Here is a 14,110-nt window from a genome sequence, read left to right as displayed (position 1 = left end):
TAATTATAATAAACAAAATTTAAATTGTCTCAAAATCCAAGTATACTTAAGAAAGTGAGACAGAATAAAAATTTCACTTTTTTACTACTTCATTCCTACAAATTTTAGGTAGATTTCTACAAAAACGCTAAGAATTTCTACAAAATTAATGATCTTTTCTCCAAAAATCTAATCGTTTTCTACAATTAACGAGATAAATAGGAATTACCAACCCTATTCTCCGCCTTAGAAGTTATAAAAAAGCGTTCAAGAAGTCTATAGACTCCCTGAACGCCCCTTCTCTACCCTACATTCTTCACGGAATTCTCGCCAGTAAACTGACTATTATACAAATCAGCATAGAACCCGCCTTTTTCCAGCAGTTCCACGTGAGTTCCTTTTTCTATCACACTTCCATTATTCATCACCAAGATTAAATCAGCATCACGAATGGTTGATAGCCTGTGAGCGATAATAAAACTAGTGCGCCCTTGCATTAAGCGATTCATTGCCCGTTGAATTTGGATCTCGGTCCTAGTGTCAACGCTGCTGGTTGCTTCATCAAGGATTAAAATGGCTGGATTTGCGAGTATCGCCCTAGCAATCGTTAATAATTGCTTTTGACCTTGAGAAATGTTGGAGGCCTCTTCATTCAAAATAGTGTCATACCCTTCTGGAAGTGTTCGGATGAAATGATCGGCATTAGCTGCTTTTGCAGCCGCTACAATCTCCTCCTCCGACGCCCCCTCTCTTCCATATGCAATATTGTCGCGAATCGTGCTGTTAAACAGCCATGTATCTTGCAGCACCATCCCAAATAAACTTCTTAGATGCTCCCGCTTTAAATCCCGAGTATCGATACCGTCTATTAAAATTTTACCGGAATTAATTTCATAAAAGCGCATCAATAAATTAATCAATGTCGTTTTTCCAGCGCCGGTTGGACCAACAATCGCCACCCTCTGCCCTGGCTTCACATCGATATTCATGTCACCGATTAATAGTTCATTTTCTTTATAGCCGAAAGAAACATGGTCGAATTTCACTTCACCTTTTGGCTCCAAAATCTCTTTCGCTGCAATGGCTTCAGGTACTTCTTCGGCTTCATCCAATATTTCAAAAACACGCTCAGCACTGGCAATTGTCGATTGGATGACATTCGCAATCATCGCCGTTTGAGTGATTGGCTGGGCGAATTGGCGGGCATATTGGATAAACGCTTGAATATCACCAATTTCAATTGCCCTTTTTGTAACTAAAATACCACCTGCTACGGATACTAATACGTAGCCAATATTATTAATAAACGACATTAATGGCATGATCATACCGGAAACAAATTGTGCCTTCCAGCCAGATTGATAAAGCTGCTCATTGATTTCCTCAAATTTTTCAATCGACTTTTTCTCATGGCCAAATACTTTGACCACTTTATGTCCCGTGTACATTTCTTCAACGTGCCCGTTAAGCTGGCCAAGTGATTTTTGCTGTCCTTTAAAAAAGGTTTGTGATTTTTTCGCAATACTGGCGGTGGCCACAAAGCTTAGCGGCAGCGTAACTACCACAATTAGTGTCATTAAAGGACTGATGGTAAGCATCATCACAATAACCCCAATTATTGTGACAACCGAAGTGATAAGCTGAGTCAAGCTTTGCTGCAGGGTCGTACTGATGTTATCAACATCATTGACCGCACGGCTAAGAATTTCACCGTGTGTCCGCGAATCAAAATACTTTAATGGCAAACGGTTAAGCTTATCTAACACTTCTTTACGAAGGTTATAAACGGTCTTTTGTGCTACTCCTGCCATTATATATTGCTGAATATATGAAAATATCGCACTTAAAATATATAATCCAATTAACAGCAGGATGATTTGACCGATGTAATCAAAGTCAATTTTTGCTCCAGGGACACCGCTTAGCTTTTTCATTAAACCTTCAAATAGTTTGGTGGTAGCTTTCCCCATAATCTTCGGACTGACAATCGCAAAGATGGTGCTTATGATCGCTGTAACCAATACAGCAAGAAGCTGAAATTTATGGGGTTTTAAGTAGCCAATTAATCGTTTTAGCGTTCCTTTAAAATCCTTTGCTTTTTGGACAGGCATTCCCATGCCGCCAGGTCCAAATCCGCGTCCTCCAGGCCCAAAACCCGGTCCCTGCCTTTGATTATTCGTCTCTTTACTCATGCGATTTCTTCCTCCGAAAGCTGTGACATCACAATCTCACGATATACAGAACTTGTTTCTAAAAGGTCTTTATGCTTCCCGATTCCGACAATTTCACCATTATCGAGGACAATTATTTGATCTGCATCCATGATCGTACTTACACGTTGAGCCACAATCAAAACGGTGGAATCGATGGTTTCTTCTTTCAATGCGGCACGCAGTTTTGCATCGGTCTTAAAATCCAATGCAGAGAAGCTATCATCAAAGATATAAATTTCCGGTTTACGAACCAGCGCCCTAGCAATGGATAAACGCTGTTTTTGACCTCCAGAAACATTTGTTCCCCCGTGGGAGATAACGGCATCGTATGCACCCTCCATTGAGGAGATAAAATCCGAAGCTTGGGCGATGTCTGCCGCATATTGGACTTCTTCTTCCGAAGCATGCTCCTTTCCATAGCGAATGTTTTCCGCGATGGTACCTGTAAAAAGAACAGCTTGCTGCGGGACAAAACCAATTTTTGACCTAAGATTTTCTTGCATTATTTCACGTACATCAATCCCGTCTACCAGGATTTTTCCACTATCCACATCATAAAAACGAGGGATCAAATTAATAAGTGTCGATTTACCTGAACCGGTTCCGCCAATAATGGCTGTTACTTCTCCTGGGTTCATCGAAAAAGAAATATTCGAGATGGCAGGCATCTCTGCACCTGGGTAGCTAAAGGTAACATTTTGAAACTCTACCTGACCTTTTTTGCTTTCAATTGATAACGGCTTAGATGGATCCGTAATATCAGCTGTTGTCTCAAGTACTTCGTTTATTCTAACAGCAGATACTGACGCTCTTGGGATCATGACGAACATCATTGATAACATGATGAACGAGAACATGATTTGCATCGCATACTGGATAAATGCCATCATATCCCCTACCTGCATATGACCATTACTGATCCGTATGCCGCCAAACCAAACGATCGCGACGGAAGTAAGATTTAAGACAACCATCATAATCGGCATCATCGACGCCATAATTTTATTGACCTTAATAGCTGTTTGCGTTAAATCCCAGTTGGCCTCATTAAAGCGTTTTTTCTCATGCTGGATTCGATTAAACGAACGAATGACCCGTATCCCCGTTAGATTTTCTCTTAATACCCGATTCAGATTATCAAGCTTTATCTGCATCGCTTTAAAAAGAGGGATACCCGTTTTTGCGATAATCACGATAGCCAAAACGAGGACTGGCAGCGATACTGCAAGAACTAATGTTAATTTGGCATCTTTTGAATAAGCCATAATGATGCCGCCGATACACATCATTGGTGCCATTGCCATCATCCTGAGCATCATCACTAAAACCTGCTGCACTTGTGTTATATCATTGGTAGTTCTTGTGATCAAAGAGGCAGTTCCAAGTTTATCAAACTCATGCAAGGAAAAACCGCCGACATGAGAAAAGACTTTTGTACGAAGTAATTTTCCGAAGCCCGAAGCAGCTTTTGCAGAAAAGAAGCTTGCGGTAATGGAGCAAACCATCCCCCCTAAAGCAACCAAAAGCATATAACCGCCAATTTTCCAGATGTAGTCTGTATCTCCTTTGACAACACCTTTATCAACGATATCAGACATTAAGGTGGGTAAATAAAGCTCTGATACCGACTGTAGAAGGATTAGACTTAAAACTATAATAATCGATAATTGAAATGGCTTAAGGAATTTGCTCAATTTCAACAAGGTTCTTCCACTCCTCCCATTTAACGTTTCAGTTCATAAAAATATTTATGGACTTTGTTTAATAATTCCGCCAGCTTTTCACTGTCCTCTTCTCCTAGGTAATCAACTAATCCCAGATATTTTTCAAAAAATGCCTTTCTAGCATTCTCGGTTAGTTCTTTTCCCTTTGGAGTAAGTTTAATTCTTACGGCACGCCGATCTTCTGGATCGATTGTTCGTTCGACTAAACCACCTTTGTCGAGGTTATTAATAATTTGGGTTACAGTCGGAGGGGTTACCTCTAATATTTGACTAATTTCAGAAACCTTCATTTCTAATTCTTTCTTATTCGCCCCCTCATAAATAACAGCCAGTACCTTGTACTCGCTCGGATTATATCCGTTTATTTTTTTATCATGCCATCCCGTCTTTCTGAATTGAATAAACGATCTAAGTAGTTTTTGCACAGTGGGATTTTCACGGTCTGCCATAATCACACCTCTAATTTAATTAATATACCTAATAATTAGGTAGCCTAATTATATTCCTGGAAAATGGCATCGTCAATTTTAATTAATGAATTTTTAGATTAAATTTTGATTAGAATTCTTTAGCAGTTTATTTAAAAGGCTGTGTTAAACTTGGTTGTTGATTTGCGCTCCAGGCGCTTCGCGCACCTTAGGGCGTGCCGTGGAGCCTCCTCGGCGCTTTAGCGCCTGCGGGGTCTCCCCTGTCCCGTACTCCCTCAGGAGTCTCGCGCCTTCCGCTCCAATCAACAGGTTATAAAAAATCAATATGTGCCTTTAACACAGCCATATAAAAAGACTCCCTTTTTTTAAAAGGGAGTCTTTACATGCAATTATTCGCTTGGTGTCTTTGGTTTTTCTTCTTTCCAAACGGTTGTCACTTTTCCGTTTTCACCTTCATCAAGGATGAACGAACCGTTCGAGTAGCGATCACTAAATTTAAGATCCGCTGTTTTTAACGTTTCCGTATATCCTTTATCCGTCTGGATATAAATTTCATCCTGATCATTTGCTGTGACAAATCCCATAATACGATGCGGATTGGATTTAAGCTCTCGTAGGATTACCACTCCGCGTTTTGCGCGTGTAGCTTTTTCGAATTCTTTCAATTTCATTCGTTTCACAGAACCGCGTTGTGTCGCAACGACAACAGTTACACTACTGTCTGTGGTAATGATTTTACCGCCAATGACAAAGTCGCCATCCTTTAGGTTAATGCCCTTCACTCCTGCTGCACGCTGACCAACAATACTGATTTCTTGTTCATCAAACCAAAGGGCATAGCCATTATGGGTAATGATGAAAATCTCCTTGGCACCGTCAGTTAAATGCACATCAACCACTTGGTCATCATCCTTCAGATTCACGCCAACAAGCGGTTTAGAGTAACGTTGAGCTTTATAGGCTTTAAGCTCGGTTTTCTTGACCATTCCATTCTTTGTCACAAAGACTAAGAAGGCATCTGCTTCAAAATCCTTTATCGGAATCGCCTGAATGATTTCTTCGTCCCGTTCAATCGGAATAATATTGGCAACATGCTGGCCAAGGTCTTTCCAACGGATATCAGGAAGCTCATGAACTGGGCAGAATAAATAGTTGCCTTTGTTGGTGAAGAGGAGAAGGACATCCTTCGTATTCATATCCAGCTGTGCCAGTAGACGATCGGTTTCTTTCATCGCAAAGTCCTGTCCGCCTGATGCTGCATAGGAGCGCTGGCTTGTCCGCTTTACATAACCATCTTTCGTAACTGTCACAATTACATCTTCACTGGCAACCGTCACTTCAAGATTGATTTTAAGCTCTTCAATTTCTGCTTCAATTTTTGAACGACGTTCATCAGCAAAGCGCTTTTTCACGTCTTTTAATTCTTTTTTGATAACAGAATGGAGTTTTGTCTCACTCGCTAGGATGCTTGTAAGCTCCTCAATTTTTTTCGCTAATTCCTCCGCTTCATTTCTTAGAGCGGTAATGTCCGTGTTGGTTAAGCGATAAAGCTGTAAAGAAACGATTGCCTCAGCCTGCAGCTCGGTAAAGCCGTACTTGGCAATTAAATTGTCTTTTGCATCACGTTTATCTTTCGATGCACGGATGGTCGCAATTACTTCATCAAGAATCGACAATGCTTTCATTAAGCCTTCGACAATATGCTGACGTTCCTTGGCTTTATTAAGGTCGAATTGTGTTCTTCTTGTCACAACTTCCTTTTGATGTTCAATATAAGCATCTAATAATTCTCGAAGACCCATCAATTTTGGTCGCTTATTGTGAATAGCTACCATATTAAAATTATAGGTTACTTGAAGATCACTATTTTTATATAAATAGTTCAAGACACCTTCTGCATCTACATCTTTTTTTAACTCAATAACAATCCTAAGACCAGTTCGGTCTGTTTCATCGCGGACCTCTGATATTCCTTCTACTTTACGGTCCAGACGGAATTCATCCATTTTTTTGACGAGATTGGCTTTATTCACTTCATACGGAATTTCGGTAATCACGATTTGCTGTTTCCCGCCGCGTACTTCTTCAATTTCTGCTTTGCTGCGGACGATGATTTTGCCTTTACCAGTTTCATAGGCTTTTTTAATTCCATTTATCCCTTGGATAATACCGCCTGTAGGGAAATCTGGACCCTTAACGATTGTCATTAGTTCATCAACAGAAGCATCTGGTTTATCCATTCTCATGATTACCCCATCAATGACTTCTCCTAAATGGTGTGGAGGGATATCTGTCGCATAACCAGCAGAAATTCCTGTCGATCCGTTAACAAGGAGGTTCGGGAACATTGCTGGTAGAACAGTTGGTTCCGAAGATGTATCATCGAAGTTTGGGATAAAATCAACTGTTTGCTTATCAATATCACGCAATAACTCAGCAGCTATCGCGGAAAGACGGGCTTCAGTGTAACGCATTGCAGCAGGCGGGTCACCGTCGACGCTTCCGTTGTTTCCGTGCATTTGCACAAGAACATTTCTGACCTTCCAGTCCTGACTCATCCGTACCATCGCATCATATACGGAGGTATCACCGTGAGGGTGGTAATTACCGATTACGTTACCAACGGTTTTCGCTGATTTACGGAAGCCTTTTTCATGGGTGTTGCCTTCTACATGCATCGCGAATAAAATTCTTCGCTGTACTGGTTTTAAACCGTCTCTAGCATCCGGGAGGGCACGTTCCTGAATAATATACTTACTATATCTTCCGAAACGATCGCCTAGTACATCCTCAAGAGGTAAGTCGCGGAATTTTTCGTTTGCACTCATCCTTCAGCACCCTCCTCAAAAACTGTAATGTTTTCATTTTCTAAAATGGATTCATCTTCTTCCAATCCAAAAGCCACATTACTTTCAATCCATTTCCGGCGTGGTTCTACTTTATCACCCATTAGAGTGGTAACACGGCGTTCTGCTCTTGCAGCATCATCAATTTTAACGCGAATAAGGGTACGTGTTTCAGGATCCATCGTCGTTTCCCATAGCTGATCTGCATTCATCTCACCAAGACCCTTATAGCGCTGAATCATATAACCTCTGCCAACCTTTTTCATGGCACCCTGTAATTCATCTTCATTCCATGCATATTCAATAACTTCTTTTTTACCAGTTCCTTTACTCACCTTATATAAAGGCGGCAGGGCGATAAACACTTTTCCTGCTTCTACTAACGCTCTCATATAGCGGTAGAAGAATGTTAACAGTAAGACTTGAATATGAGCACCGTCTGTATCGGCATCGGTCATAATGATAATTTTATCGTAATTGATATCTTCCACATTGAAATCAGACCCTACACCCCCGCCAATTGCATGAATGATGGTATTGATTTCTTCGTTTTTGAATATATCCGCCAGCTTCGCTTTTTCGGTATTAATAACTTTACCTCTTAAAGGAAGGACGGCTTGAAAACGACGGTCACGGCCTTGTTTGGCAGAACCGCCAGCTGAGTCACCCTCTACAAGATAAAGCTCGTTTTTTTGCGGATTCCTTGACTGGGCTGGTGTCAATTTACCTGATAATACGGCTTCCGAACGCTTCCGCTTTTTGCCGCTTCGAGCGTCTTCGCGGGCCTTTCTCGCCGCTTCCCGTGCTTGATAAGCTTTAATAGCTTTTTTGACAAGGAGAGAGCTTATATCAGGATTTTCTTCTAGCAGGTAGGAAAGCTGCTCCGAAACAACGGCATCTACAGCAGACCGTGCTTCGCTAGTACCCAGTTTTCCTTTTGTTTGCCCCTCAAATTGGAGCAGTTCTTCAGGAATTCTAACAGAGACAATAGCAGATAATCCTTCACGAATATCGGAACCGTCCAAGTTTTTATCCTTTTCTTTCAACAAGCCAACCTTACGGGCATAATCGTTGAACACCCTTGTCATCGCAGTTTTAGCACCTGCTTCATGTGTCCCGCCATCCTTCGTGCGGACATTATTGACGAAAGATAAAACATTCTCCGAGTAACCGTCGTTAAATTGGAAGGCAAATTCAACTTCTATTGCATTTTGTGTACCATCAAAGCTAGCAACAGGATGAAGAACATCCTTTTCTTCATTTAAATACTCAACAAAGGCTTCGATTCCGTTTACGTAATGAAAAACTTCATGAAGGTCATTACGTTCATCACTGATTTCAATTTTGAGCCCTTTCAACAAGAAGGCTGATTCACGTAACCTCTCACATAAGGTTTCAAAATTATAAGTTGTTGTCGAAAAAATCGTGGGATCCGGCTTAAAATGAATCGTAGTTCCCGTTTGATTAGTTTTGCCGATTTTTTCGAGTGTTGTGATTGGCTTCCCGCCATGTTCAAACTGTTGTTCATACACAAAACCGTCTCGCTTTATTGTTACAGTTAGCCGCTCCGATAATGCGTTGACGACTGATGCACCAACACCATGCAAACCGCCGCTAGTTTTATAACCGCCCTGGCCAAATTTTCCCCCTGCATGGAGAACAGTTAAGATGACCTCAGGAGTCGGTTTTCCCATTTTATGCATCCCGGTAGGCATACCGCGGCCTTTATCGATTACGCTGATTGAATTGTCTTTGTGTATTTTGACAATGATGTGATCACCAAATCCGCCAAGCGCTTCATCGACTGAATTGTCCACAATCTCATAGACAAGATGGTGAAGTCCCCGTGAATCGGTGCTGCCAATGTACATTCCTGGACGCTTTCTAACGGCCTCTAACCCTTCCAGCACCTGTATGGCGTCATCATTATAATCAAAAGCTTGCTGATTTCTTGCCACTAAAATACCCCTTTCATGCCTTACAAAAAGAAAAACATACTTCTCTAATTGCTATAATAAATCTTTGCTTTAATAATAATTAATCCGATAATATAATAAATTAGAACGAGTGTTTGCTACATAATTTTACCACAAGTTCTTGCGGCGTCTATGCTTTATTTTAGCGATTTATTTCGATTTGGCAAATAAGTATTTTAAAACTACTTATTTTTGTCATCTGATTTTGGTGATATTTTGGTCAAAAAAAAGTAAAAAGCCGCATATTTTATAAGCAGCTTTTTGGTAATAATTTAGTATTTTGTTAACGCGTGCTCAACTTTAATACACCGGTCCATAATAACAGTGTATCCTTTAGACTTTAGGAATTCATAGGCTTCTTCATTGACAAGCCCTTGCTGGGCCCAAAAAACCGGAGCGCCGATTCCATCGAATTCCTTCGCTACATCAAACAACTGTTCAGAGCGGCGAAACACATTTACAATGTCAACTGGGCCTTCGACATCCTTCAATGACGCCACCGCCTTAACACCGAGTGCCTCATCAATGGTAGGGTTGACAGGAATGATTTCATAGCCTGCATTCTGCATAGCAGCGGAAACTAGATAAGAAGTACGGTCAGGATTATTACTTAGTCCTACGACAGCAATTCTTTTTGCCTTTTTTAAAATATCCTTGATTTCATCACGGCTTGGATTTTCAATCGCCATTGGGATCCACTCCTTAATATATTTTCCCTTTAGTTTACCTTTTTCTAGCAAAAAAACATAATAAACTGTTTTAACAGGAAAAACTATTTGGATGGAGTGTTATTAGAAACGGATACCTTTGGCAGTAATATACTGAATCGGGCGCCATGGCCGGTATTTTCTACCGTAATAGAGCCATTCATTTTCTCGATAATCAGTTTGGACATATGAAGTCCGAGGCCAGTGCCTTGCGGGCGCGTTGTAAAATATGGCTCAAATACTTTATGGATATGTGCTGGGTCAATTCCACCGGCATTATCGATGAAGTCAGCATTAACGATGTTATCGGTTTCCGTTAATTTTATAATGATTTTTCGATTAGGAATTTCCTTATGTACAAAGGCATCTCTTGCGTTTGTTAAAATATTAAGCACGACCTGGCTGTATTCATTTGCTACTCCATAAGCCATTTGCTGACCCCTGTATTCAAATTGAACCACAATCCCATGGTTCTGAAGGCTTAAAGAAAAAATAGACAAAGCCTCTTCAATGGAATCACCAACAGAAAAAGTGGTTTTTTCTTTGTTAAATTTGTAAAATTTCCGAAAATCATTAATTGTCTCTGACATCTGAGTGATTTGACTCATGCTATCCCTTGTGAATCGATCTAAGTATTTGTCGTTAATTTCCCCATATTCCAGGGCATCCTTTAAATCATGGATTAAGAGGGTTAAACTGTTTAAAGGCAGCCGCCACTGATGGCCAATACCCGCTAACATTTCCCCCATTGCAGCAAGGCGCGATTGCTGAATTAATAGGTTATCCTTTTGCTTATTTTCTGCAGCAATCTCCTCAATCCGTTTCTCTAAATATCGATTTAATTTAATGGTTTCTTCATATTTTTCTAACAATGACTGGTAACTTAAATCCTTTTCCGTTTGCATGTGCATCACCCTCATTCCCTTAGAAATATTTTTGGAATATAAAGATAAACCGACCATTTTTTTCGATCTGGCCGGTAATTCTTCATTATGTATGGTTGTATATCTTAATTATATTGGGCGTTTCCATGGCTTTCAACGGCTTAACAAATCGTTAGAAAATTCTCCATATTTTTGTAATAAAATTGACTCTAATTGTTCTTACTTTAGCAAATTTAACAATTAGCAGAGTTAATTTGTTCAAATATTTATTTTTAAGTTGGCTTTTCAACATGTCTGTTGATTGGAGCGGAGGGCACTCGACTCCTGCGGGATAGAGAGGTCACTGGAGACCCCGCAGGCGCCAATGCGCCGAGGAGGCTCCAGGACCTCCCCGCGGAAAGCGAGTGCCTGGAGCGGAAATCAACAGGCCAGTTAGCAGAATCAATCTATTAATAAAAAAATTGCCGAGAAAGATACCTTTCTCGGCAATTTTTTTATTTTTGAGTAATCGCTTTGTTCGAATCCAGATTTAATGCGGTCCACGCCGTTGGATCGCCAAAATACCTTGACCAGGTACCAATGCCGGCAAGCTTATATTTAATGGCTAAATCTGCTCGCTTTTGTAAGGACTGTACATCCTCAATCCAAATTTTATAGGTGGCTTTTTCAGCTTCTGAATAATATTCTGCATAATTTTGACCGCTTTCTTCATCGTACGAGGGCTGTAATCCCTTTTCAGTGATCAATGTTTTTACCTTATCCATTGCTAGTGCCTCAGTAGTTAGTTCCATCGTTCCATCTAGCTTCGTTTGTTCCTTCCAAAGTCTCGCATATAAAGGTATACCTAGGACTAACTTTGTATTTGGAACCTCTGTCAGCAGTTTCTCTAGATTGCTTTCGACCCATGGAAGGCTTGCTACACTTCCAGCGCTAGCGGATGCACCTGTGTGTTCATCATAGGCCATCACGATTAAATAATCAGCAATTTGAGCGAGTTTCGTTCTTTCATAGAAGGATGACCAGTTGTTATTTTCACCAGCCGAAAAGGTAATATCCATAGAAACGATCAATCCAGCTTCATGCAAGTATGGTGCTGCTTCCCTGATAAACTGGGTCACGAGTGGACCATCCTCTGGATTTACATTTTCAATATCAAAATTAAGTCCTTGTAATTGATACATCTGGCTATATTGCAGCAATTGGCGAATGATCTTTTGCCTTGTTTCATAGTCTTTAAATGCTTCGCCTGTGAGCTTTGGATCAAAGGCATTAGAAAACACTCCCCAAACTTGATAGCCTCTCCCATGCGCCCAGTTGCTATAGTCAAGAGAAGCAAGATTTTTTATCGTTCCATCACTTCCGGCAAGTGAGAACCAAGTTGGTGATACCACATTAACGCCAGTCATTTCAGGAATTTTTGCTGAATCAGGATTTTTCTTATAAACTGCTTCCCAGGTTAATTGAATCGGACCATTCAATTTAGGCAGCTGAAAGGTCTTACTTTCATGGTCTATCGTGATTCTCTCTGCTTTCCCCTTCTGGACGTATTCTTTTTTGATATATCCACTAATGCCGTTGGTTTTCCTGACAAGATAGAAATCGTCTTTTTCACCCTCAATAATCACGGCTTCCTGTTTTTTCATATCTGCCGTGTAGGGTGAACGCAATGTAGGCTTAATACGGAGTCTTAGCTTTTCTTCATTCACGTCCTTATCTATTAATCTTGCAGTCTCGTATTTCTCACCATCGCGCTGAACCCAAATGGCTTCACTTCCCGGTAATTGCTTGTATTTTATCGGGAAAAATGAAAGGATCGAATCAATGGCTATGTAAATTTTTCCGTCCTTCGATAGAATTGGTGACAGCTGTAAGGTAACTCCTTTTTGATTGACAAAATAGGTTAATGAATCTGTCGGCATCTGGACAACTTTGTCCTTAGTAGTAATAATGACAGATTTTGATTTTTCATCATAAACGATGGATGGATCAATTTGTTCTTGTAAAAATGTGAGCGGGACAAACACAGTATTCCCTTCAATAATGCCATTTCCCTGCAGGTTCCCATTATATAGAATCGGATATTTCCCTTTAAAATAGATTATTTTCTCTGTCGAGGCAAAAGGATAGAATAATAGAAAAATCGATGAAATGATCAGCAAACCTGCCCCTATCAGTCCGACGATTATTATTTTTGGTGAAATTGTTTTTGTCTTATGATATTCAATGCGTGCCATGAAATATTTCCTCCCTGATTCTATCGTAAGGTATCTATTGGGTATTGAGAAGGTATTTTTCTTTATTAGGTATTTTTTCATGTTTATATCCAAGCTGCATAGTGTTTTTTCAGAAATACATGGTAAAATAGAAGAACTGGATCTTTTATAGAAGGAGAAATTATCAATGGTTCAAATTATTTTAGTCTTGATCCTGGCTTATTTGCTCGGCTCTATCCCCTCAGGTTTAATTATCGGAAAAGCGTTTTATAAAACGGATATCCGCCAGCATGGAAGCGGAAATTTGGGAGGTACCAATACCTTTCGAACCCTAGGGGTAAAAGCAGGTTTAGTCGTTACCCTCGCTGATATATTGAAAGGAACGTTAGCAGCTGCATTGCCGCATTTATTTCATCTTGATATAAATCCTTTGCTTGCTGGAGGTTTCGCTGTTATCGGACACACGTATCCCATCTTTGCCGGGTTTCGCGGCGGAAAAGCAGTTGCGACTTCAGGCGGTGTACTTCTGTACTGTGCACCATGGATGTTTGTCGCGGTCCTAATTGCTTTCTTTATTAGTCTTTACATAACGAAATATGTTTCACTATCTTCAATGATTGCAGGAATTATAGCGATTCTTTTTACATTAATATCTGGGTTTACTCGAGAATGGGATATCCCCTTACTAATTGCGGTAACATTATTAGTATCCTTTGTCATTTACCGGCACCGGGCAAATATTAAAAGAATTATCAATAAAACAGAACCGAAAATCAAATGGCTCTAAAGGGAACGTAACGGTCCTTTAGGGCCTTTTTTCATACAATTTTCATAATTATTCCATTCACCCCGTATGATTTAAGGTAAAATAAAATTATATAACAGTACCTTTTGGGGGTGTTTTGGATGCAAAAAGTAAAGAAAGACTATCATTTTTCAACCGTAGTATCTGACAGTAATGATGAGAATGAATTTATTGTTGAATTTTCTCCTTCTCAACCCGCCGATACCACTCAACCAAAGGTAACAAAAGATTTTGATGAATTAATTGAGTTCCTTCTGGAAATAGACCAAAATGAATAATTAATTGGATGTGTTAAAGATAATTGATATTTTTTACTCCTGTTGATTGGAGTGGAA

The 14,110-nt window shown here is 40.1% G+C and carries 10 protein-coding genes; 2 read left to right on the top strand and 8 right to left on the bottom strand.

Features of this window, described 5'->3' with window-relative positions:
• Positions 1-281: 281 nt before the first annotated feature.
• From V7161_RS25400 to V7161_RS25365, 8 genes are all read right to left on the bottom strand, one after another.
• The gene (locus V7161_RS25400) at positions 282-2,171 is read right to left on the bottom strand and encodes an ABC transporter ATP-binding protein (protein WP_335715595.1); all 1,890 of its coding nucleotides are present in this window, start codon (positions 2,169-2,171) and stop codon (positions 282-284) included.
• Positions 2,168-3,895, bottom strand: coding sequence for an ABC transporter ATP-binding protein (locus V7161_RS25395; RefSeq protein ID WP_335715594.1), 1,728 nt, complete (start codon positions 3,893-3,895; stop codon positions 2,168-2,170). Before V7161_RS25395 ends, V7161_RS25400 begins: the two co-directional genes overlap by 4 nt.
• 20 nt (positions 3,896-3,915) lie before the next feature.
• Positions 3,916-4,365 (bottom strand): MarR family winged helix-turn-helix transcriptional regulator, encoded by a 450-nt coding sequence (locus V7161_RS25390; protein WP_335715593.1) that lies wholly within the window; start codon positions 4,363-4,365, stop codon positions 3,916-3,918.
• A 368-nt stretch (positions 4,366-4,733) separates the two neighbouring features.
• Positions 4,734-7,172, bottom strand: a complete 2,439-nt coding sequence (gene parC, locus V7161_RS25385) for a DNA topoisomerase IV subunit A (protein ID WP_335715592.1) — start codon at positions 7,170-7,172, stop codon at positions 4,734-4,736.
• Positions 7,169-9,148 carry a DNA topoisomerase IV subunit B gene (gene parE, locus V7161_RS25380; protein WP_335715591.1) on the bottom strand — a complete coding sequence of 660 codons (1,980 nt, stop codon included), beginning with the start codon at positions 9,146-9,148 and terminating at the stop codon, positions 7,169-7,171. Before parE ends, parC begins: the two co-directional genes overlap by 4 nt.
• Before the next feature lie 290 nt (positions 9,149-9,438).
• Positions 9,439-9,855: a CoA-binding protein gene (locus V7161_RS25375; protein WP_335715590.1), complete on the bottom strand. Its 417-nt coding sequence runs from the start codon at positions 9,853-9,855 to the stop codon at positions 9,439-9,441.
• 83 nt (positions 9,856-9,938) lie between these two features.
• On the bottom strand, positions 9,939-10,778 hold the full coding sequence (locus V7161_RS25370) for a sensor histidine kinase (protein WP_335715589.1): 840 nt from the start codon (positions 10,776-10,778) through the stop codon (positions 9,939-9,941).
• A gap of 473 nt (positions 10,779-11,251) precedes the next feature.
• Entirely contained in the window at positions 11,252-12,991 is a 1,740-nt protein-coding gene (locus V7161_RS25365) for a glycosyl hydrolase family 18 protein (RefSeq protein ID WP_335715588.1), read from the bottom strand.
• Between the two features lie 166 nt (positions 12,992-13,157).
• On the opposite strand from V7161_RS25365, the gene plsY reads away from it, so the two are divergent.
• Together plsY and V7161_RS25355 are read left to right on the top strand one after the other, a co-directional pair.
• Entirely contained in the window at positions 13,158-13,757 is a 600-nt protein-coding gene (gene plsY, locus V7161_RS25360; RefSeq protein WP_335715587.1) for a glycerol-3-phosphate 1-O-acyltransferase PlsY, read from the top strand.
• A gap of 119 nt (positions 13,758-13,876) precedes the next feature.
• Positions 13,877-14,053 (top strand): hypothetical protein, encoded by a 177-nt coding sequence (locus tag V7161_RS25355; RefSeq protein WP_335715586.1) that lies wholly within the window; start codon positions 13,877-13,879, stop codon positions 14,051-14,053.
• The last annotated feature ends 57 nt before the right edge of the window (positions 14,054-14,110 follow it).

Origin of the sequence: Neobacillus drentensis, from assembly GCF_036965425.1 — a bacterium.
In the GTDB taxonomy this organism is placed as follows: Bacteria; Bacillota; Bacilli; order Bacillales; family Cytobacillaceae; genus Neobacillus; species Neobacillus drentensis_F.
This window is presented reverse-complemented; position numbering and strand designations above follow the sequence as displayed.